At 77.2% G+C, this 21,354-nt stretch carries 14 protein-coding genes; 5 read left to right on the plus strand and 9 right to left on the minus strand.

What is annotated here, in order from left to right; genetic code table 11:
• Positions 1 to 333 precede the first annotated feature (333 nt).
• From ABT345_RS32015 to ABT345_RS32030, 4 genes are all read left to right on the plus strand, one after another.
• A complete protein-coding gene (locus tag ABT345_RS32015) occupies positions 334 to 1,725 on the plus strand; it encodes an LAETG motif-containing sortase-dependent surface protein (protein ID WP_345084270.1) in 1,392 nt (463 codons plus the stop codon).
• Between the two features lie 492 nt (positions 1,726 to 2,217).
• Positions 2,218 to 3,882, plus strand: a complete 1,665-nt coding sequence (gene ettA, locus ABT345_RS32020) for an energy-dependent translational throttle protein EttA (RefSeq protein ID WP_345084267.1) — start codon at positions 2,218 to 2,220, stop codon at positions 3,880 to 3,882.
• Positions 3,883 to 3,886: 4 nt separating this feature from the next.
• Positions 3,887 to 4,321 carry an acyl-CoA thioesterase gene (locus tag ABT345_RS32025; protein WP_345084264.1) on the plus strand — a complete coding sequence of 145 codons (435 nt, stop codon included), beginning with the start codon at positions 3,887 to 3,889 and terminating at the stop codon, positions 4,319 to 4,321.
• Complete coding sequence (locus ABT345_RS32030; RefSeq protein ID WP_345084261.1) at positions 4,318 to 5,061, plus strand: DUF8185 domain-containing protein; 744 nt, start codon at positions 4,318 to 4,320, stop codon at positions 5,059 to 5,061. The genes ABT345_RS32025 and ABT345_RS32030 overlap by 4 nt, the downstream gene beginning before the upstream one ends.
• A gap of 69 nt (positions 5,062 to 5,130) precedes the next feature.
• On the opposite strand, the gene ABT345_RS32035 is transcribed toward ABT345_RS32030, so the two are convergent.
• The 4 genes from ABT345_RS32035 to ABT345_RS32050 form a co-directional block, all read right to left on the minus strand.
• Entirely contained in the window at positions 5,131 to 6,114 is a 984-nt protein-coding gene (locus ABT345_RS32035) for an ABC transporter ATP-binding protein (protein WP_345085125.1), read from the minus strand.
• A gap of 134 nt (positions 6,115 to 6,248) precedes the next feature.
• The gene (locus ABT345_RS32040; RefSeq protein WP_345084258.1) at positions 6,249 to 8,930 is read right to left on the minus strand and encodes an FtsX-like permease family protein; all 2,682 of its coding nucleotides are present in this window, start codon (positions 8,928 to 8,930) and stop codon (positions 6,249 to 6,251) included.
• Between the two features lies 1 nt (position 8,931).
• Positions 8,932 to 12,255, minus strand: a complete 3,324-nt coding sequence (locus ABT345_RS32045; RefSeq protein ID WP_345084255.1) for an FtsX-like permease family protein — start codon at positions 12,253 to 12,255, stop codon at positions 8,932 to 8,934.
• A gap of 119 nt (positions 12,256 to 12,374) precedes the next feature.
• Entirely contained in the window at positions 12,375 to 12,779 is a 405-nt protein-coding gene (locus tag ABT345_RS32050) for a globin (RefSeq protein WP_345084252.1), read from the minus strand.
• 62 nt (positions 12,780 to 12,841) lie between these two features.
• On the opposite strand from ABT345_RS32050, the gene ABT345_RS32055 reads away from it, so the two are divergent.
• Positions 12,842 to 13,861: a methyltransferase domain-containing protein gene (locus ABT345_RS32055; RefSeq protein WP_345084249.1), complete on the plus strand. Its 1,020-nt coding sequence runs from the start codon at positions 12,842 to 12,844 to the stop codon at positions 13,859 to 13,861.
• Positions 13,862 to 13,898: 37 nt separating this feature from the next.
• Here the strand turns inward: ABT345_RS32055 and ABT345_RS32060 are convergent, their stop codons facing one another.
• From ABT345_RS32060 to ABT345_RS32080, 5 genes are all read right to left on the minus strand, one after another.
• Positions 13,899 to 15,755, minus strand: a complete 1,857-nt coding sequence (locus tag ABT345_RS32060; RefSeq protein ID WP_345084246.1) for an FHA domain-containing protein — start codon at positions 15,753 to 15,755, stop codon at positions 13,899 to 13,901.
• A 343-nt stretch (positions 15,756 to 16,098) separates the two neighbouring features.
• Positions 16,099 to 17,238, minus strand: coding sequence for a PP2C family protein-serine/threonine phosphatase (locus ABT345_RS32065; RefSeq protein WP_345084243.1), 1,140 nt, complete (start codon positions 17,236 to 17,238; stop codon positions 16,099 to 16,101).
• A 288-nt stretch (positions 17,239 to 17,526) separates the two neighbouring features.
• Entirely contained in the window at positions 17,527 to 18,825 is a 1,299-nt protein-coding gene (locus ABT345_RS32070; RefSeq protein WP_345084240.1) for a hypothetical protein, read from the minus strand.
• Positions 18,826 to 19,126: 301 nt separating this feature from the next.
• Positions 19,127 to 20,107 (minus strand): N-acetylglucosamine kinase, encoded by a 981-nt coding sequence (locus ABT345_RS32075; protein WP_345084238.1) that lies wholly within the window; start codon positions 20,105 to 20,107, stop codon positions 19,127 to 19,129.
• A complete protein-coding gene (locus tag ABT345_RS32080; protein ID WP_345084235.1) occupies positions 20,098 to 21,351 on the minus strand; it encodes a 6-phospho-beta-glucosidase in 1,254 nt (417 codons plus the stop codon). The genes ABT345_RS32075 and ABT345_RS32080 overlap by 10 nt, the downstream gene beginning before the upstream one ends.
• Positions 21,352 to 21,354: the final 3 nt, after the last annotated feature.

Below are 21,354 nucleotides of genomic sequence, written 5' to 3' on the forward strand. Positions count from 1 at the left end.
TCTCTTCTCTGCGGCGGGCCCCGGGCGGGGGGGGGGGGGGGGGGGGGGGGGGGGGGGGGGGGGGGGGGGGGGGGGGGGGGGGGGGGGGGGGGGCAGCCCCCCCACCCCCTCCCCGCCGCCGATTTATCGATAAACCCAGCCCCCACGTTCCCCTCTCGATAACGATTGCGATTCGGATCGCTTGCAGGGGTGTGATCCTGGGGACCGTGTTGCGGCTTCTCCCTAGGATCCGACGAGTACTCACGGGGGCTGATCTGTTCAGCTGTTGAGTTGTCTGGGATCTTTCCGGCGAGGCTTCTCCCCACTCGACCGCCTCGCCCAGAGGGGAAATTCATGCTTTCGAGGAAGAGGCGGGGCGCAGCCCGTCTTGCCGCCGCGGTCCTGGCTTCGGGCCTGGTCGCGGCGGGTGCGATAGCCACGGCGGGACCTGCCGCGGCGGACGAGACGGTCGCGGGGCACGGCGGTGCCACGGCCACGCTCGGTGGATTGAAGGTCTACGACCAGGCGATCGTGCACGGTGAGGGTGGGGACCAGCCCCTCGGTGCGGGCCTGTTCGAGATGTCCGTGGACAACGGTGGCACGCTGCAGACCTACTGCATCGACGTGCACAACCCGACGCAGCAGCAGGCGAAGTACCAGGAAGTGCCGTGGAGCGCTTCGTCGCTGCACAACAACGCGGACGCCGGCAAGATCCGCTGGATCCTGCAGAACTCGTACCCGCAGGTGAACGACCTGGCGGCGCTGGCGCAGAAGGCCGGTGCGCAGAGCCTGACGGAGAAGACCGCGGCGGCCGGTACGCAGGTCGCGATCTGGCGGTTCTCCGACCACGTCAAGGTGGACGCGGTGAACCCGGCGGCCGAGAAGCTCGCCGACTACCTGGAGCGCAACGCGCAGAACCTCTCCGAGCCCAAGGCGTCGCTGACGCTGGACCCGCCGGCGGTCTCCGGTAAGTCGGGCAGCCGTCTCGGCCCCGTCACGGTGCACACCAACGCGGACAGCGTCGCGGTGTCCCCGGCGGCGGACCTGCCCTCGGGCGTGAAGGTCGTCGGCAAGGACGGCAAGCCCGTCACCAGCGCCGCCGACGGCTCCCAGCTGTTCTTCGACGTGCCCAAGGGCGCGGAGGACGGCAGCACCTCGCTGACCGCGCAGGCCGCGACGAAGGTGCCGGTCGGCCGGGCCTTCACCGGCATCGGTGAGCACGCGAAGAGCCAGACGCAGATCCTGGCCGGCTCCAGCGAGTCGACGGTGTCGGCGTCGGCGACCGCGTCGTGGAAGAAGCAGGGCGCCGTTCCCGCGGTGACCGCGCAGAAGAACTGCTCCAAGGGCGGGGTGGACGTCACCACCACCAACAGCGGTGACGAGGCGTTCCCCTTCTCGCTGTCCGGCAAGGACTACGAGGTCGCTCCCGGTGAGTCGAAGACCGTGACGGTTCCGGTGGGCGAGGACCAGCCGTACAAGATCACGGTGAAGGGTGCGGGCGGCTTCGAGAAGTCGTTCTCGGGCGTGCTGGACTGCAAGACCGCCGGTTCCGGCGGCGGCAAGCCCACCCCGCAGCCCAGCCCCGCGTCGGTGGGCGGCACCAACGGTGGCAGCACCACCGGCGGCGGTGACCTCGCCGAGACCGGTTCGAGCAACGCCACCCCGGTGATCGCCGGCGTCGCGGTCGTGCTGGTGCTGATCGGCGGCGGCGCGGTGTTCTTCCTCCGTAAGAAGAAGACCGCGTAACACCTCCTCGTGAGCGACGGCGGGCGGCACCCCTCAGACGGGGGCCGCCCGCCGCCGTATGCGCGGACGCCCACGAACCGTGGCCCGGGCGCCTGCCACGGCACCGCCCGGGCCCGGCCACCGGGCCCTGCGCGGGAGCCACCGGCCCACGGGCCACCGAGCCACAAGCCACCGGCCCACAAGCCACCGGCCCACAAGCCACCGGCCCACAAGCCACCGGCCCACGAGCCACCGGCCCACGAGCCACCGGCCCGGCCACCGGCCCACGAGCCACCGGCCCGGCCACCGGCCCACGAGCCACCGGCCCGGCCACGGGGCCACAAGCCCCCGGCGGCACCCCGCCCCTCCCGCTCACTTTCCCCACGCGTTTCCGCCAGGGCCGGGCGGTACGGCAAGATGGGTGTATCTGCCCTCGCGCGGCCACGCCGCTTCATGGCCCACGCGGCGGAGCCCCTACAGACCCGCACGATCCAGACTGCCGGACGGTTTCTCTTGGCTGAGTACATCTACACGATGCGCAAGACGCGCAAGGCGCACGGTGACAAGGTCATCCTCGATGACGTCACGCTGAGCTTCCTGCCGGGCGCGAAGATCGGTGTCGTGGGCCCCAACGGCGCCGGTAAGTCCACGGTGCTGAAGATCATGGCAGGTCTTGAGCAGCCCTCGAACGGTGACGCGTTCCTCTCCCCCGGCTACACCGTCGGCATGCTCCTGCAGGAGCCGCCGCTGGACGAGTCGAAGACGGTGCTGGAGAACGTCCAGGACGGCGCCAAGGAGATCATGGGCAAGCTCCGGCGCTTCAACGAGGTCGCCGAGCTGATGGCGACCGACTACTCCGACGAGCTGATGGAGGAGATGGGCAAGCTCCAGGAGGACCTCGACCACGCCAATGCGTGGGACCTGGACACCCAGCTGGAGCAGGCGATGGACGCGCTGGGCTGCCCGCCCGGTGACTGGCCCGTCACCAACCTCTCCGGTGGTGAGCGCCGCCGCGTCGCGCTGTGCAAGCTGCTGCTGGAGGCGCCCGACCTGCTGCTCCTCGACGAGCCCACCAACCACCTGGACGCCGAGTCCGTGCAGTGGCTGGAGCAGCACCTGGCGAAGTACCCGGGCACCGTCGTCGCCGTCACCCACGACCGGTACTTCCTCGACAACGTCGCCGGCTGGATCCTGGAGCTGGACCGAGGCCGGGCCATCGGCTACGAGGGCAACTACTCCACGTACCTGGAGACCAAGCAGACCCGTCTGAAGGTCGAGGGCCAGAAGGACGCCAAGCGCGCCAAGCGGCTCAAGGACGAGCTGGAGTGGGTCCGCTCCAACGCCAAGGGGCGCCAGGCCAAGTCCAAGGCGCGTCTGGCGCGTTACGAGGAGATGGCCGCCGAGGCGGACAAGATGCGGAAGCTGGACTTCGAGGAGATCCAGATCCCGCCGGGCCCGCGTCTGGGCAATGTCGTCGTCGAGGTGGAGAACCTCTCCAAGGCGTTCGGCGAGAAGGTCCTCATCGACGACCTGTCGTTCACGCTGCCGCGCAACGGCATCGTCGGCGTCATCGGTCCGAACGGCGCGGGCAAGACCACGCTGTTCAAGATGCTCCAGGGCCTGGAGACGCCGGACGCCGGTTCGATCAAGGTCGGCGAGACGGTCAAGATCTCCTACGTCGACCAGAGCCGCGAGAACATCGACCCGAAGAAGACGCTGTGGGCCGTCGTCTCCGACGAGCTGGACTACATCAACGTCGGCCAGGTCGAGATGCCCTCGCGCGCCTACGTCTCGGCGTTCGGCTTCAAGGGCCCGGACCAGCAGAAGCCCGCCGGGGTGCTCTCCGGCGGTGAGCGCAACCGCCTCAACCTGGCGCTCACCCTCAAGCAGGGCGGCAACCTCCTGCTCCTCGACGAGCCGACCAACGACCTCGACGTCGAGACCCTGTCGTCGCTGGAGAACGCGCTGCTGGACTTCCCCGGCTGCGCCGTGGTCGTCTCCCACGACCGCTGGTTCCTCGACCGCGTCGCCACGCACATTCTGGCGTACGAGGGCGACTCCAAGTGGTTCTGGTTCGAGGGCAACTTCGAGTCGTACGAGAAGAACAAGGTCGAGCGGCTCGGTGCCGACGCGGCTCGTCCGCACCGGGCGACGTACAAGAAGCTGACCCGGGGCTGACATCGTGCGTCACACCTATGCCTGCCCCCTGCGCTGGTCCGACATGGACGCGTTCGGTCATGTCAACAACGCGGTCTTCGTGCGCTATCTCGAAGAGGCGCGGATCGATTTCATGGACCGGCTGGCGCCGGGGAACGGCAGTGTGTCGTTCACCGGCGGTTCCGTCGTCGCGCGGCACGAGATCGACTACGTCCGCCCGCTGGTGCACCGGCACGCGCCGGTGACCGTCGAGCTGTGGGTCACCAAGATCAGCGCCGCGTCGATGACGGTCGCCTACGAGGTCAAGGACGAGGAGACGCTGTATCTGCGTGCCTCGACCGTCGTCGTGCCGTACGACTTCGAGGCCGAGCGGCCCCGCCGCCTGACCGCGGAGGAGAAGGCGTATCTGAAGGAGTACCTCGACGACGCCGCGCAGTCGAAGGGGGCAGTCGCCGGATGACGGTGCTGCGTCTGGCCGATGCCGGGGAGGCGGTGGATCTCGCCGCCTTCCTGGCCCGGCTGCTGCATTACGACAAGGCCGCCGCGGTGCGGCTGCAGGGCGCCGGCGGGGCGCTGGCCGTCTTCGGGCGGCCGCCGTCCTTCGAGGTCCTGGCGATCCGCACGGCGCGGCTCGCCGATCCGCGGGGTCCCGGCGGCCCCGACGGGATGCCGCTGGATGTCACCGTCTCGGCCGGTGATCTGCTGGAGGCGATCGATCCGGAGGCCGCCGGGGAGGCCGCCGGTGCGCTGACGGTGCCCGCGGCGGTCACCGGGCCGCCGTGGGCCGGGGTGCTGCCGCCGCGCGGTGGCTGGCGGCGGGTGCCCGGGCTGCCGGGGCCCGAGGCGCTGGGCCGGGCGGTCGCCGCGGCCGTCGCGGAGTTCCGGGCCCGGGACGAGGCGCTGGCCCCGCAGGAGCGCACCCGCGCGGCGCGGGACGCGATCGGCCGGGAGATCTGGTCGCGGACGCTCGGCGACACCCGGCTGCCGCTGCGCGCCGTGCACGCCGCGCGGTCCCTGGGCTTTCTGCGCCCCGCGCAGGTCGCGGCGGCGCCCGGCGGCGGGACGCTGACCGCGCCCGCCCCGCAGCCGCCCGTGCTGCTCGCCGCCGGCGGCTGGCTGCGGCTGTCCACGCCGTACGGTTCGGTGGCGGTACGGGTCACGGGCCCGGGGCTGGCCGGGCTGACGGTCACCCCGACCTGAGCGGGCGCCGGACCGCGCCGCCGCTTCTCTTTCCCCGGATCCGGTGTCCGCAGGGCCGCCGCCGCCGGCTCAGCCGGTCCGGCCCCCGGCGGCGCCGTCGTCCGCTTCGTCCGTACGGCCGCGGGCCGCGGCGTCCGCGGTGCGGTCCGGCCAGACGCCGATGTGATCGCTCTCCAGCTCCAGCAGCACCCGGTGGGCCATGCCCAGGCTCGTCAGATGGTCGGCGGGCAGTTGCAGGCGTCCGGCGCGGTCGAGCATCGCGTACTCGCGGGAGACCAGGGATTCGGCGCCGGTCGCCGCGTCGCGTTCGGTGCGGCGCAGCACCTCCGACGAGGTGCGGCCGTCGCGGATGGCGACGGTGCGGCGGACCTCGTCGGCGACGGCCTGGTCGTGGGTGACGATGACGACGGTGGTGCCCAGCTCCGCGTTGGCGGTGCGGAAGGCGGCGAAGACCTGCTCGGCGGTGGCGGAGTCCAGCTCGCCGGTCGGCTCGTCGGCGAGCAGCACCTTCGGGGCATTGGCGAGGGCGACGGCGATGGCGGCGCGCTGCTGCTCCCCGCCGGACATCTCGTGCGGGCGGCGGTCGCGGCAGTGGCCCAGCTCCAGCACGGCCAGCAGCTCCTCGGCGGCCCGGGCCCGCTCCGCGCGGCGCCGCCGGCCCGCCAGCCGCATGGGCAGGGCCACGTTCTGGAGTGCGGTGAGGTACGGCAGGAGGTTGCGGGCGGTCTGCTGCCAGACGAAGCCGACGGTGTCGCGGCGGTAGGCGAGGCGGTCGCGGGCGCCCATCGTCAGCAGGTCGCGGCCGGCGACGCGGGCGGCGCCCGCGGTGGGGACGTCGAGTCCGGCGAGGATGTTCATCAGCGTCGACTTGCCGCTGCCGGACGCGCCGACCAGCGCCATCAACTCGCCCTCGGCGACCAGCAGATCGAGTCCCTGGAGGGCCTGGACCTCCACGCCGTCGGTGGCGAAGACGCGGACCAGCCGGTCGCAGACGATCAGCGCGTCGTGGCCGTAGGCGGGGCGGTCGCCGCGGGCGGCGGCGCGGCGCTCCAGCTCGGCGAGGGCGACCGGGGCGGCGTCGTCCGGTGCCCGGCCCGGTGTGCCGTCGGCCGGTGCGTCGCGGGCCGGTGTCCGGTCCTCGGTCGCACCGCCGTCCGTCGTCCCGTCGGGGTGTGCGGGGCGTTTCGTCACAGGGCACCTGCTTCCGGTCGGGGGGAGTGCCGTCGTCCGGGCCGCCAGGTCTGCGCCAGGGCCGCCGTCAGGGTGAGGACGAGGACGCCCGCCGACGGCAGCAGCAGGGCGGCGGGGCCGGCGCGCAGCGGGACGGTGCCGGCGGCGCCGCCGGGCAGCGCCAGCGGGGTGAGGTCGGTGGCCGGGCCCAGCAGCCACAGGGTGACGGCGGCGGTCGCCGCGCCGCCCGCCGCCGCGAGGAGGGCCTGCGGCAGCGCCTCCAGGAGCAGCAGCCGCCGCCCCTGCCGCCGGGTCATGCCCAGGGCCCGCAACCGGTCGAGCAGCGGGGCGCGTTCGGGAGCCGCGCGCGCCCCGGCGAGCAGCAGCGCCAGCAGCGCGTATCCGGCCCCGGCGGCGGTCGCCGCGGCGTACAGCCGTTCGGCGCCCTGCTGGAGCGGCGCGTCGGCGAGGCGGGCGCGGACCTCGCCGCGGACCACGGTCACCGGGTGCGCGCCGGGCGGGGTGTGGGCGCGGACGGCGGCGCGGAGCACCGCGGGATCGGGGGAGACGCCGGAGAGCAGCAGGGCGGTGGGGCCGCCGGCCGCGTCGGGGTGGCGGCGGTGCACGGCGTCGGCGGAGACGACCAGGAAGCTGCCGCCGGGCAGGGCGGGGGTGTCGGCGCGTACCGCGGCGGGCCGGACGACGAGGGCCCCGGCCTCGGGTTGCAGCGGCATCGGGTCGCGGCCGAAGCGGCGCGGGACGTCGGGGGAGACGAGGGCGGGCAGCGGGGCGTCGCCGCCGGGGTCGGCCAGGGTGCGGGCGTCGAACGTGCCGAGGCCGGTGGCGCGGGCGAGCCGGGCGTAGGCGTCGGCGTCGGCGGTGACGAGGGTCAGCGGCGGCCCGTTGTCCGGCGCGGGCTGCACCTCGGTACGGACGGCGACGGCGTCGGTGACGCCGGGGACCGAGGTGAGCGCGGTGCGCAGGGCGGGCGGTAGGGGCCGGTCGGAGGTGATGCGGGCCTCGGCGCCGACGGTGGCGAGGGCGGCCGTATCTCGGCCGTGGCCGACGCCCAACAGCACCGCGCCGCCGAAGGATGCGCAGGTCAGGGCGGTCAGCAGGGCGAGCAGCGGGAGTCCGGTGGCGGGGTGGGCGCGGCCGGCGCGGGCCAGTGCCAGGAAGCCGGTCAGGCCGCGGCGGCGGGCGGCGGGCCGGGCGAGGGCGCGCAGCGGCAGCGGGTGGAGGCGGAGCAGCAGCAGGGTGGCGATCACCGCGATCAGCACGGGCGCGGCGCTGACGAGGAGGTCGGGGCCGTTCGCCGGTCCGTGGCGGCGCAGCGCCGCCACGGCCGCGGCGGCGAGCGCGACGGTGGTGAGTTCGGCGACGGCGCGGCGGCGGGAGGGCCGGGCGGTGGCGGTGTCGCGGCGGGCGGCGGGGTGCGGGCGCCGGTGGGCGTGGGCGGCGCGCAGCGGCAGGACGGCCGCGCCCGCCACGGCGACGGCGGCCGCGGCGAGCAGTGAGCCGGTGGCCGGGGTGCCGGGCGGGGCGGGGACGAGGAGGCGGGCGGCGGCCCAGCCGGCCGCGGCGGCGGGCAGCGCGACCGCGCAGGTGCCCGCGGCGAGCCGGCCGGCGAGCCCGGGGAGGGCGGCGCCGCGGGCCCGCAGCAGGGCGAACTCGTCGTGCCGGCGGGCGGCGGCGAGGGAGCCGGCCAGGACGAGGACCACGGCGGCGGCGGTGGCGGCGGTGCAGGCGGCGACGGCGAGGACCGGGGTGAGGGCGGCGCGGGAGCGTTCGTAGCCGGACAGCAGGGTGTCGGCGGCGGTGTCGACGACGGTGTCGGGGCCGGTCACGGCGCGGAGGGCGGCCAGGCCCGTGCCGTGTTCGAGGGAGGCCAGCCGGGCGCGCAGCGCCGGGACCTGACGGGCGGTGAGGTGCCGTGCGTCGAGCCCGTACCACCAGAACTTCTCCGGGGCGCCGCGGTCGTCGGCGGCGAGCGCGGGACCGTCGCCGGGCGCCAGCAGCAGCGCGCCGCGCCAGGCGCGCCGCGGGGGGACGCCGTCGGTGGGGGCGAGGTGCGGGGCGGTCAGCAGGTCGTCGACGGACCAGTAGGCGCCGGTGGTGGCGCGGGGCGTGAGCAGGCCGGTGATCCGGACGGTCAGGGTGCCGGGGTGCAGGGTGTCGCCGGGGCGCAGGTGCAGGGCGGTGGCGGTGGCGGTGGTGACGGCGGCCTCGGGCACCGGGGCGCCGGCGCGCGGCAGGCGGCCCGCGGTGAGCGTGGCGTGGCTGCCGAGGCCGGAGGGCGCGTACAGGGCGAACGCGGCGGGCGCGCCGTCCGGGCGGGGCAGCGCGGGGTCGGGGGTGGTCAGCGGGACGGTGGTGCGGACGCCGTGCACCGCGTCGCCGGGGGCGACGGGGACGCCGAGGGCGCGGCGCAGCGCCCGGTCCTCGCGGTCGGTGCGGTGCGGGGCGAAGGCCGTGGCGGGGCCGGTGGTGTCGGTGCGGGAGAGGGAGATCTGGAGGGTGCGCTGTTCGGCGGGGGCGGTGGCCAGCGCCGCGCGGGCGCCGCGGGTCTCGTACGCGTCGGTGCCCCGGACGAACGCGGCGGCGAGGAACGCGGTGAGCAGCACGAGCGCGCCGAGCACGGCGGCGGGCCCGTGTGCGGGGTGCCGGGCGGGACGGGGACGGGCGGTGGTGCGGCGCATCTCAGAGGCCTCCCCGGCCGCGCAGGTCCGAGACGGTGTCGCCGCGCCGCGCGGCCACCGCGGCGCAGGTCAGCAGCGGCACCGCGACGATCGCGGCGATCAGCGGCGCGATCTGCCCGGCCGGCAGCTCCACCAGGACCGGCGGGACGGGCCGGTCGGCGTGTTCGGTCAGCACGGTCAGCGGGACGACGGCATGGGTCAGCAGCGCGCCGAGGGCCGCGCCGACGCCGGTGGCCGCCGCGATCAGCAGGCCCTGTTCGGCGACGACCGCACGGGCCCGGCGGCGCCGCGACGTGCCCAGGGCCCGCAGCACGGCGAACTCCGCGGCGCGGGCGCGCAGCGCGGCGGCGCAGCCGACCGCGAAGCCCGCCGCGGCCAGCGCGACGGCGACGGCGGTGGCCGCGGCGAGCGCGGCGCGCGGGCCGCGGCCCAGCGGGTCGCCGTGGAGCGCGGCGGCCGTCTCGTCGCGGACCAGGACCTGTCCGGGCTCGGTGTCGGCCCGCCCGCGCAGCGCGGCCGCGGCCCGCGCCGCGTCGCCGTCCGCGGGCCGGATCCACCACTCGGTGGCGGGCAGCGGCGCCGCGTCGCGGTCGGCGAGCGCCTCGTTGACGGCGCCGAAGTCGACGAGGAGTCCCGCGCCGTCGGCGGGCCGGTCGGCGGGCCCGGGCAGGGCCCGTACGGCGCGGACGATGCGGGCCCGCAGCGGCTGCCCGTTGACGGTGATGTCCACCGTGGCGCCCGCCTTCGAGCCGCCGGCGCGCAGATACGCGTCGGTGGCGACGGCGGGCAGCGGGCCGCGCCGCGGGTGGGCGGCGAGGGTGCGGACGGTGGTGACGGCGGCGCCGTAGCCGTCGGCGGGCCGGGCGCCGGTGTCGTAGGTCTGGGCGGCGAGCGCGCCCGGCGGGACGGTGGCGGCGCCGGCGCGCGGGCCGAAGTCCTGGTCGGCGTAGGTGCTCTTGGTGCCGAGGACGCCGGTCCAGGCCGGGCCGCGCGGCGGGCGCAGGGCGCGGTGGCCGCCGTCGGGGAGGTCGGCGCGGGCGGCGGTGAGGGTGAGCTGCTGGCGGTGGGCGACCGGCGGCTGGGCCGTGGTGGTGGTGAGCGCGGTCAGCCGCAGCGGCCCGACGGGCGCGCCGCCCGGGCCGGCGGCGGCGGTGAGATCGGCGGTGCGGGTGTGCGGCCGCCCGTCGGCCGGGATCCGGCCCAGGGCCAGCGGGTACGGCGCGCCGTGGCCGTCGGTCAGCTGGACGGTCAGGTCGGCGGGGACCGGCCCGGTGTCGTGCGCCCGGGCGCCGGGGGCGGCGGTGAGGGTGCGCAGCGAGCGGAGGGTGACGGTCAGCCGCAGCCGGGCGGTGTGCTCCGGGACGGCCACGCCCAGGGCGCCGGGCCCGGGGGCGAGGGCGCGCAGCACGGCGTCGGCGGCGCGGCCCGGTGGCGCGTCGGCCAAGCCGCCGGCGAGGTCGCCGCGGAGCAGCAGGGCGCCGGTGGCGGCGCGGGTGTCGAGGGCGAGGAGGGTGGCGCTGCGGCCGTCGGAGAGGTTCAGCGTGGCCTGTCCGGCGGGCAGCGCCGCGGCCACGCCGTCGGTGGCCGCGAGCGCGCCGCCGGTGCCGAACTGCGGGGCGCGGCCCGCCAGGACGCGGACGGCCGAGCCCGCGCGGTGGTCGGCCTGGTCGTCCTGGGAGCGGTCCCAGGAGGCGCGCTGGCCGACGGCGAGCATGCCCAGCGCGGTGGCGAGGACGAGCAGCAGCACGGGGCCCGCGGCGCCGGTGGTGCGGCGGCCGATCTGCCAGGCGGCGAGCGCGGCGCCCAGGCCCCGCCCGGCGGCCGCGGCGCGTTCGGCGAGGCGGGCGGCGAGCGGCAGCAGCCGCAGCGTGACCACGGCGCCCGCCAGCAGCGCCAGCGCGGGCGCCGCGACCGCCACCGGATCGATGACCGGCCGCCTGGCGGCGTCCTCGGTCAGCACCCCGCCGCCGTCCGCGGAGTGCTGCCGCAGCTGGACGAAGGCGACCGCGGCGAGGACGAGCAGCCCCAGATCGGCCCCGGCGCGCAGCGCTCCGGGCGGCGCGGCGAACCTGCGCCGGCCGGGCCGCGCCGCGCCGCCGCGCAGGGCCGGCGCCGCCAGCGTGAGGGCGCAGCCCAGGGCGACGGCGGCGCCGGTGGCCCAGGTGGTGGCGGTCGGCGCGGTGGCGAGCGGCAGGCCGTCGGAGGCGAGGAGCCGCAGCAGCGGGGCGGCGAGGAGCGGCGCGGCGACGGCGGCGGGCAGCGCGAGCAGCAGCGCCTCGGCGAGCGCGGCGGCGGCCAGGGTGCGGCGGGCGCCGCCGCGGGCCCGCAACAGGGCGCTCTCCGCGGCGCGTTCGCCGTTCAGCGCCCCGGCGACCAGCAGCAGCGCGGCGCCGGCGAGCAGGATCAGCTGGAGGGCGACGATCAGGACGCCGGAGCGGTTGACGAGCAGGGCGCGCCGCAACTCCCCGAGGGTGTCGGGCAGTTCGGTGCTCGCGGTGGCGCGCCCGGCGAACGCCGGATCGGCCATCAGCGCCGCGGCGGCCGGCCGGGCGGCGTCGGTCAGCGCGTCCAGCCGCCCCGCGGTCAGGGTGCGGAAGTCGCCGGTGACCAGCCACCCGGCGGACTCCTGGGCGACCCGCCCGCGGGCGAACGCCTCCGGGGCGGTCAGCAGCGGCCCGTAGGTGGTGAACCCGAGGGTGCGTACGCCCCGGCCGCCGAGTTCGTCGAGTTTCCAGTAGGGGTCGGTGCGGTCCTTGGGCCGCCACACGCCGGTGACCTCGATGCTGAGGTCGGGTCCGGAGAGCCGGTCGGCGAGGGTGAGGCGGCGGCCGGGGTGGAGCCCCAGCCGGGCGGCGGCCTCCGGCAGCGCCACCTGGAGCGGCCCGCCGCCGGTGGGCGCGGCGGGCGCGCGGCCCGCGGTGAAGGTGACGCGGGAGAGGTCGGGGGCGGCGAGCTGGGTGAGGTCCGGGTCGCCGCCGCGGCGCGGCCGGCCGCCGGGCGCCGCGAGGTCGCCGGGCAGCGCGTACGGGCCGGAGCGGACCAGGGTGCGGACGCGGTACGGCAGGCCGTCGAAGGCCCGGTCGGCGCCGCGGCGCACCGCCCGGTCGGCGGGGGCGGTGGCGTCGGCGGGCAGCTGCGCGGTGACGCGGAGGGCGGCCGCGGGGGCGGCGCGGGTGGCCAGCGCCCGGCGCAGTCCGGCGTCGCCGACGGCGTCCGCGTAGCCGGTGAGGGTGGTCAGGGCCGTCGTGGTCAGCAGCACCGCGACGAGCGCGGCGGCCGGCAGCAGCCGGTGCGCGCGCAGCCGCGGAAGAACGAAGCCGAACACGGGTCCCCCTGCGCCGATCGGCAACCGAACACTGTTCGGATGCTGTCAGAGCGGGGCCCGCACCGTCAGCCGGCCGACGGGACGTGTCCGGATTGTGACGTACGACGCCACCGGGCCGCTCAGCCCGGGGAGTTGATCATCGTGGCGGCGGCGTACGTGAAGTAGTTCCACAGCTGCGCGGTGTGCTCCTCGGACAGCTCCAGGGAGTCCACCGCGTCCCGCATCAGCCGCAGCCAGGCGTCGTGGGCCGCGCGGTCCACGGTGAACGGCGCGTGCCGCATCCGCAGCCGCGGGTGGCCGCGCCGCTCGCCGTAGGTGCGCGGGCCGCCCCAGTACTGCATCAGGAACAGCGCCATCCGCTCCTCGGCCGGCCCGAGGTCCTCCTCGGGGTACATCGGCCGCAGCAGCGGGTCGCCGGCCACGCCCTCGTAGAAGCGGCGCACCAGACGGCGGAAGGTCTCCTCGCCGCCGACCTGGTCGTAGAAGGTCAGCTCCGGATCGGTGGTGCGCGGGTCGTCAGTCACCCGTCCATGGTGTCAGACACGCCGGGCGGCGCGGGCCGGGCCGCGGGGTGGACAGTGGAGGCATGGACGCGGAACGCGACGGCGACCCGGCCGGGCCCGCGGCGGCTGCCGCGGCGCGCGAGCGGCTGGTGCGCGGCATCGAACGCGGCGGCGCGCTGCGCGATCCGCGCTGGCGGGCGGCGTTCGCCGCGGTGCCGCGCGAGGCGTTCGTGCCGGTCTTCCACGACAGCGTCCTCGGCGGCTACGACCGGCTGGCGGGCGACGACCCCGATCCGCTGCGCCGGGCCGTCTGGCTGCAGGGCGTCTACCGGGACGCGCCGCTGGCGCTCCGCGTCGACGACGAGGGGCGGCTGGTGTCGTCCAGCAGCCAGCCGTCGCTGATGGCGCGGATGCTGGAGGCGCTGGACGTCACCGACGGCTGCCGGGTCCTGGAGGTCGGCACCGGCAGCGGCTACAACGCCGCCCTCCTCGCCCACCGGCTGGGCGACGCCGCGGTGACCACCGTGGACCTGGAGGAGGAGATCACCGCGGCGGCCCGGGAGCGGCTGGCGGCCGCCGGGTACCGGCCGACCGTGGTGACCGGCGACGGGGCGCTCGGCTGCCCCTCGCGCGCGCCCTTCGACCGGATCCTCGCGACCTGCTCGCTGGGCGCGGTGCCGACGGCCTGGCCCCGGCAGTGCACGGCGGGCGCGGTGATCCTCGCGCCGCTCGGCACCGGCCTGCTGAAGCTGCGGGTGGCGCCGGACGGCCGCGCCGAGGGCCGCTTCCTGCCCCTCCCGGTGTTCTTCGTCCCGCTGCGCACCCCGGGCCCGGCGGCCGGCGCCGACGGGGCGTACGAGGCGGACGCGGTGGGGCAGGGGCTGCCGCGCCAGGCGCTGGGCGACGACCGGTTCCGCTTCCTGCTCGGCATCGGCGCCGCCGGGCTGCTGCCGCAGGAGGCGTACGCGCTGTGGCGGCGCGAGCGGCGGCCGCCGCGGGAGCGGTACGGCGTGACGGTGGCGGGCGACCGCCAGTGGTTCTGGCTCGACGACCCGTCCGGCCCCTACGCCTGGGAGCTGGGCGGATACCCGAACGGGGCGTGACCGCGCAGGTCACGCCCCGTTCTGCCGGCTCGCGGCCTCAGCCGCGGCGGACGGTCAGCGTCGTCCACGCGCCGACGTGCACCCGGTCGCCCTCGTGCAGCGCGACGGGGACGTACGGCTGGATCGGCTCCTCGGCGAGGTTGAGCGTGGTGCCGTTGGTGGAGTTCTGGTCCACCACGGCCCAGCTGCCGTCCGGCTGCTGCACCAGCAGCGCGTGCTGGTGCGAGACGCCCGGGTCCTCCGGCGAACGGCCCAGGTCGACGTCGGGCGACTCACCGGTGCTGTTGCGCCGCCGCCCGATCGCGATCTGCCCGCCGGCCAGCGGCAACTGCTGCTCGGGGCCGTACGAGGGGAGGTTGAGCCCCGCCGCCTCCGGGCCGCTGCGCTCCATCATCGCGGCGAAGTACTCGCGGTCCGGCGCGATGGCGACGACCCAGCCGTCCCCGGTGACCGGCGCCGGACCCTGCGGCGCCTCCGGAGCCTGTGCCGGGCCGCCCCACTGCTGCTCGCCCGGCGGGGGCGGCGGCTGCTGCGGGTCGTACGGACCGGGCTGCTGCGGCGGCACCGGGCCCTGCGGCGGGCCGGGCGGCTGCTGCCCGAACGGCGCCGGCGGCGCGGGCGGCGCGCCCTGGGCGTCCGGCGGGCTCAGCGGCCAGTCGTCCCCGGGCTGCTGCGGCGGCACGGGCTGACCGGGCGCGCCCGGCTGACCACCGGGGCCGGGGATGCCGGGCGGCGGGCCCTGCTGCGGCGGCGGGAAGCCGAAACCGTCCTGCGGGCCGGGGCCCGGCGGGGGCGGGAAGCCGTAGCCGCCCTGGGGCGGGCCCGGCTGTCCGGCGCCGACGGGCGGCGCGAACGACGCGGGCGCCTGCCCGGCGAACGCGAAACGGCACTCCTCACAGGCCGGCGCACCCGCGGCGCGCGGCGTACCGCACTGCGGGCACGCCTCGGACGCACCCTGCTCGGCGCCGGGCGCGGGCGGGAAGCCGGGAGCGCCCTGCGGCTGCCCGGGACCGCCCTGCGGACCGGGACCCGGCGGGGGCGGGAAACCGTAGCCGCCCTGCGGACCGCCGGGACCGGGCGCACCCGGGGGCGGCGGGAAGCCCTGACCGCCCTGGGTGCCGCCGGGCGGCGGCGGGAAACCCGGACCGTCCTGGGGACCACCGGGCGGCGGCGGGAAACCGGGAGCGCCCTGGGGGCCGCCCTGCGGTGCGGCGGGCGGCGGGAAGCCGTAGCCACCCTGCGGCGGGCCGTCCTGCGGCGGCGGGAAGCCGTAACCGCCCTGCGGACCGCCGGGAGGCGGCGGCATCTGGCCCGGGGCGGGCCCGGTCGGTGCGCCGGGGGGCGGCGGCATCTGGCCGGGCGGCGGGCCGGGCTGGCCGGGAGGCGGGAAGCCGGGGCCGTCCTGCGGCGGTGCGAAGCCCTGGGGGCCGCCCGGCGGCGGGAAGCCGTAACCGTCCTGCGGACCCGGGCCGCCCTGGGGCGCGGCGGGCGGCGGGAAACCGTAGCCACCGCCCTGGGCGCCGCCCGGAGGCGGCGGCATCTGACCCGGGGGCGGCCCGGCGGGCGCACCAGGAGGCGGCGGCATCTGGCCGGGCGGCGGCCCGGCGGGCGCGCCCGGGGGCGGGCCGTTCTGGCCGGGCGGCGGGAAGCCGGGGCCGTCCTGCGGCGGTGCGAAGCCCTGGCCGTCCTGCGGCGGGGGGCCGCCCTGGGTGCCGCCGGGCGGCGGGAAGCCCTGGCCCGGGGGCGGCGGCGGGCCGGGGGTTCCGGCCGCCGGGGTGTTCAGGAAGCCTGCGGGCAGGGAGGGCGGCGGGGGGACGGCGCCCGCCATCGGCCGGCCGCACACCTCGCACCAGTCCTCGGCCACCGACTGGTGTCCGTTCGGGCAGGTAGGCATGTCGGTTTCTTCCCCCTCCGTACCGTTTCCGGCGCTCGCGGCCGGCGCTGTCGCTGGTCTGTCATGGCGTGGGGCGGACCGTCTCACGGCCGCGTCGGGTGCGCCCCGCGCCTGCCGGAGCCGCCGCCCCGTCGCACAGTACCGGTCGCGCCCGCGCCGCCGCCGCCCGCCTCGGAGCGGGAATCGCCCGCTCCCGGGGCCTCACCGGGCGTCGTGGCCGCCGTCCGCCCCGGGGTGTGGGGTGCGTCACCCGCCACCCGAAACGGTGCCGATCCGACGAATGGGTACGTCCCACCCACGGGTGTCCGCAACGTTTCGCCGGACCGCCGCCGGACGGCCCGGATCAGGCCGTCGCGGAGTGCCCCGCCGGCGCCGGGAACGGCACCACCGCGACCGTGATGTTGTCGTGTCCGCCGCCGTCGAGCGCATGCGTCACCAGCGTCCGGGCGCTCTCCAGCGGCCGGGCGTGCGCGTCGGCGGGCAGCACCGCGGCCATCTGCTCGGCGGACTCCGCGTAGTTCCACAGCCCGTCCGTGCAGACCACGACGACGCCGGGGCCGTCCGGCTGGAAGTGCCGGGTGTGCGGCTCGACCTCGTACGCGTCGGCGCCCAGCCAGCCGGTGATGGCGTGGGCCCGCTCGTCGGCCATCGCCTCCGCCTCGGACATCAGATTGCCCGCGATCATCTGCGCGGCCCAGGAGTCGTCCTCGGTCAGCCGGGTCGGCGGGACGCCGCGGTCGTCCGGCACCCAGTAGGCGCGGCTGTCGCCGACCCAGCCGACGGTCAGCAGCCCGCCGCCGACCACCGCGCCGACGAAGGTGCAGGCCGGGGCGTTCTCCCGGCGCGGCTCCTGCGGGTCGTCCGGCCCGGCCAGCGCGTTGACCGCGGTCGCCGCCGTCACCACCGCGTCGTGCATCGCCCGCTGCGCGTGGACGCCGCGCGGCAGCGACTCCAGCAGCGACTCGCACGCCGCCTCGCACGCCGCGGCCGACGCCTCGTCGGGCCGGGTCGCGGAGGAGACGCCGTCGCAGACGACGGCGACGACGGCGGGCGAACCGTCCTGGAGGGCCGTCGCCGACACCGTGAAGAAGTCCTCGTTGCGGTGGTGGCGGCGGCCGAGGTCGCTGACCGCGCCGACGCCCTCCAACTCCCGCTCCATGTGGTCGCGTTCGCGCGGCTGGGCCTGCCCGCAGCGCGGGCAGTGACCGGCCGCGTCCACCCCGCCCGCACCGCACAGCACGCACCGGCGGACGCCGCGCACCGGCGTCTGCTCGGCGGCGTCGGCGACCGCCTCGTACCCGGCGACCCGGGGGTCGGTGGCCGGCTGCCGCCCGGCCGCCTCCCCGCCCAGCGCCGCGTCGGGCACCCGGGTCTGCGGGTCGGGCGGCGCCGGAACCCCGGCGCCGCAGCGTCCGCAGCCCGCGCCCTCCTCCTCCGGCGGCTCGCCGCAGTTCGGACACCTGGACGGCCCAGTCACACCCATGTCACACCCACGTCCCGGGGCGGAAACGGGTAGGCCCGCTCCACCAGCTCGATCCCTGTCTCGCCACGCCGCGCCCTGCCGCGCGGTCGGTGCCCCGCCGGCCGCGCGGCGGCTCCGGCGGCACCGCACGGCCCGGTCCGTAGGCCGGACGGGCACCGTGGCCCCCGGAGAGTACCCAGTCCGCGGCGAGGTTCCGTACTCCGGTGGCCCCGTCGGCCGGATCCTCCCGGTGCCGCCCGCCCCGCCCGAAGTTGCCGGACGGGCCGGTGCGTTCGGCCGCGGGCCCGCTCACGCCCCGCCCCCGGGCCCCGGCCGCTCCCCGGCGAGCGCCTCCGCCGCCGCCCGCTGGTAGCGCGCCACCGCCGCCTCGGCCGCCCGCAGATCGCACGGCGCGCTCCACAGCAGCCGCCGGGCCACGTCGTAGCGCTCACCCGGCAGCGGATCGCCTGCCAGACCGCGCCGGGCCAGCTCCGCGCGGTACGCGTCGAGGCGGCCGCGCAGCTCGGCGCGGACCGCGAGCGGCGCGGTCACCGCCGTCAGCGACTCCCGGGCGCGCAGCAGCTCGTCCTCGGCGCTGACCTCCAGCCGGTCCAGCAGCGGCGAGAGGCGGTGCCACTGGGCGCGGCGCCGGAAGTCGGCGGCGGCCGCGAGCTGTTCGTGCAGCGCCGTCGACGGGCCGCTGACCGCCGGGACCTCGCACGACGCGATCTTCGCCAGCACCTCGCCGCGCGCCTGCCGCGCCTCGGTCAGGGTGCGCTCGGCGCGCGAGAGGACGTCCCGCAGCCGCATCAGCCGCGCCTCGGCGTCCTGCCGTACGTCCAGCACCGCCTCGATCTCCCGGCGGACGTCCTCCAGCGCGCGGGCCGCCCGGTCGTAGCGCGTGGTGTCCGGGCGGCCGCCGCCGGGCGCGGCGCTGCCGCCCGCCGGTGCCACCCAGAACGCCAGCGGATCGCTGATCACCTCGGCGCGCAGCCGGGTCAGCTCGGCGGTGATGTCCTCCAGGTCGTCGCCGGAGGGGTGGGTCCCGGGGCGGACGCCGACGGAGTGCGCCAGCGAGCGGGTGCGCCGCAGCTCCTCGGCGAGCAGGTCGATCCGGGCGGGCAGCGTGGACCAGACCGCGTCCGCGGCGACGATGGTGTCCAGCGCGCGGGCGTAGCGGGCGTTGAGCCGGGCCACCAGTTCGCGCAGGGTGCACGGCGCGCCGTCGGCGTCGCCGGTGGCCCCGGGCACCGGGATCCGCGCGTCGCGCAGCAGTCCGGTCAGCTCGGCGAGGTCGTCGGGGGAGAGCCAGCGCCGCCGCGCTCTCAACGCGCGGACGGTGGCGAGCGTCCCGGTGTACGCGTCGAAGTCGGCCCAGAGCGCGGCCAGTGAGCGTTCGGTGGCCGCCCAGCGCTCCTTGGTCACGCCGGTCAGGTCCGCGCCTTCGAGCAGTCTGCGCCCCGCGTGGTCCTGGAGCGCCGCCAGCGAGGACTCGATCGCCTCGTACTCGGCGTTCAGCCGCTCCAGCGCGCGGTCGGCCTCCTCGCGGTCCAGCGCCTGACCGGGCTGCTGTTCCGCGGATCCGGGAAAGGGTCCCAAGACCCCCATCGATCACCTCTCCAAACTGCGTACGGGGCGCGGTGGTTGGTGCGCTTCGGCCGCCTCTCGGGTGCTGCTGCCCCCACTTTTCCTCCATAGTGACGCCCCGGCGCCCCGCGCGGGGACGATCAGCCGGGGTAGTTCGCCGACGGTGGTCCCGCGATGCCCGAAACACCGGAAATGCGGGGTGTTGAGGCCGGGGGCCCGGTGACCGGTGGCACACGCAGAAGGGGCGCGGGGCGGTGGCGCGGTCCCCGGGGCCGCCGTGCCACCGCCCCGCGCCCCTGGGCACGGACCTGCGGGTGTGTGTCTACGTCCAGGTCTCCCGCAGCCGCGCGTACGCCGCGGCCGGGGCCCCGGCGTGGTCGAGGGCGGAGAGCGCGGCGCCCAGCACCGGGGGAGCGGTCACCACGTGGGCGACGGCCTTCGGCGCGCGCTCCGCCAGCAGCCGCACCACCCGTTCGTGCAGCAGCGGGTGGCGGGCGGCCAGCACCCCGCCGCCGAGCACCACCCGGGTCTCCTCGCCGAGCAGCTCCAGCCGCTCCAGCGCGACCGCCGCCAGCAGCACCACCTCATCCGCCTGCCGCTCGACGATCGACCGGGCCACCGCGTCGCCGGCCGCCGCGACCTCGAACAGCACCGGCGACAGCTCGTACCGCCGGTGGTCGGGCAGGCGGCGCAGGTGCAGCGCCTCGATCAGTTCGGCCATGGTGGTCAGCCCGAAGTGGGCGGGCAGCGCCCGGGCCAGCGCGCTGGGGCCGCCGCGGCCGTCCTCGGCGCGCGCCGCATGCCACAGCGCCTCGTCGGCGAGATGGCCGCCGCCGCCCCAGTCGCCGGAGATCCGGCCGACCGACGGGAACCGCGCCGTCGCCCCGCCCCGGCCCAGACCCACGCCGTTGATCCCGGCGCCGCACACCACCGCCACCCCGCGCGGCTCGGCGCCGTCCGGCAGCCCGGCGCGCAGCAGCGCGAACGTGTCGTTGGCGACCGTCACCGACCCGGCCCAGCCGCGGCCGGTGATCTCCGCCTCCAGCGCGCGCTCCTCGACCGGCAGATCGGCGTTGGCCAGATACGCCGAGACGTGCGCCACCGGGCCCTTCGCCCCGGCCTGTGCCAGGACCGACGCGACCAGCGGCGCGAGGACGTCCACCGCGGGTCCCACGCCGACCACCGGCGGCTGGAAGCCGCCGCCGCGGGCCGTGCCGAGCACCCGGCCGTCGGCGCCCACCAGGGCCACGTCCGTCTTGCTGTTGCCCGCGTCGATCGCGAGCGACGCGCCGCTCAGGCCCACGTCAGGTGCTCCCGGTTGTGTGCGAGGAGGTCGTCGGTCAGCTGCTCGGCGTAGGCGATCTGGCCGATCAGCGGGTGGGCCAGCAGCGCCTGGAAGACCCGGTCCCGGCCGCCCTTGAGCGCCGCGTCCAGCGCGAGGCGCTCGTACGCGGTGACGTGGCCGATCAGCCCGGAGAACAGCGGCTCCAGGGGGCGCACGGGCAGTGGCCGCGCGCCGGTGGCGCCGACCGTCGCCGGGACCTCGATCACCGCGTCGTCCGGCAGGAACGGCAGCGTCCCGTTGTTGAAGGTGTTGACGATCTGGGTGTCGCCGGTGTCCCGCAGCAGCGAGGACGTCAGCGCCACCGCCGCCTCCGAGTAGAACGCCCCGCCACGCTTGGCCAGCAGCTCCGGCTTTTCGTCCAGCTTCTCGTCGCCGTACATCTCCAGCAGCTGCTTCTCGATCGCGGCGACCTCCGCCGCCCGCGACGGCTTCCGCCGCTGCTCCCGCACCACCTCGTCGTGCTGGTAGTAGTAGCGCAGGTAGTACGAGGGGACGACGCCGAGGCGGTCCACCAGGGAGCGCGGCATGTGCAGGTCCTCGGCGACCGCGTCACCGTGCTCGGCCAGCAGCCGCGGCAGCACGTCCTCGCCGTCCACCCGGACCGCCCGCTCCCAGGTGAGGTGGTTGAGCCCGACGTGCTCCAGCTCCACCCGCTCCGGCGTGACGCCCAGCAGCCGGGCGAACTTCCGCTGGAAGCCGATGGCGACGTTGCACAGCCCGACGGCCCGGTGGCCCTCGGTCAGCAGCGCCCGGGTGACGATGCCGACCGGGTTGGTGAAGTCCACGATCCAGGCGTCCGGGTTGCGCCGCCGCACCCGCTCGGCGATGTCGAGCACCACCGGCACGGTCCGCAGCGCCTTGGCGAGCCCGCCCGCGCCGGTGGTCTCCTGGCCCACGCAGCCGCACTCCAGCGGCCAGGTCTCGTCCTTGTTGCGGGCCGCCTGCCCGCCGACGCGCAGCTGCAGCAGGACCGCGTCCGCGCCGTCCACACCGGCGTCCAGGTCGGAGGTCCAGGAGATCTTGCCCGGATGGCCCTGCTTGGCGAAGATGCGCCGGGCCAGAGCGCCGACCAGCTCCAGCCGGTCGGCCGCCGGGTCGATCAGGACCAGCTCCGCAAGCGGGAGGACGTCCCGCAACCGCGCGAAGCCGTCGATGAGTTCGGGGGTGTAGGTCGACCCGCCGCCGACCACTGCGAGTTTCATGGG

This window comes from Streptomyces sp. NPDC000404 (genome assembly GCF_040300365.1).
Lineage (GTDB): Bacteria > Actinomycetota > Actinomycetes > Streptomycetales > Streptomycetaceae > Streptomyces > Streptomyces ramulosus.

Bases quoted from the DNA above. Each gene is read 5' to 3' on its own strand.
- ABT345_RS32015 (WP_345084270.1), top strand. From the start codon at position 334: ATGCTTTCGAGGAAGAGGCGGGGCGCAGCCCGTCTTGCCGCCGCGGTC.
- ABT345_RS32030 (WP_345084261.1), top strand. From the start codon at position 4,318: ATGACGGTGCTGCGTCTGGCCGATGCCGGGGAGGCGGTGGATCTCGCC.
- ABT345_RS32040 (WP_345084258.1), bottom strand. From the start codon at position 8,930: ATGCGCCGCACCACCGCCCGTCCCCGTCCCGCCCGGCACCCCGCACAC.
- ABT345_RS32055 (WP_345084249.1), top strand. From the start codon at position 12,842: ATGGACGCGGAACGCGACGGCGACCCGGCCGGGCCCGCGGCGGCTGCC.
- ABT345_RS32060 (WP_345084246.1), bottom strand. From the start codon at position 15,755: ATGCCTACCTGCCCGAACGGACACCAGTCGGTGGCCGAGGACTGGTGC.
- ABT345_RS32065 (WP_345084243.1), bottom strand. From the start codon at position 17,238: ATGGGTGTGACTGGGCCGTCCAGGTGTCCGAACTGCGGCGAGCCGCCG.
- ABT345_RS32070 (WP_345084240.1), bottom strand. From the start codon at position 18,825: ATGGGGGTCTTGGGACCCTTTCCCGGATCCGCGGAACAGCAGCCCGGT.
- ABT345_RS32080 (WP_345084235.1), bottom strand. From the start codon at position 21,351: ATGAAACTCGCAGTGGTCGGCGGCGGGTCGACCTACACCCCCGAACTC.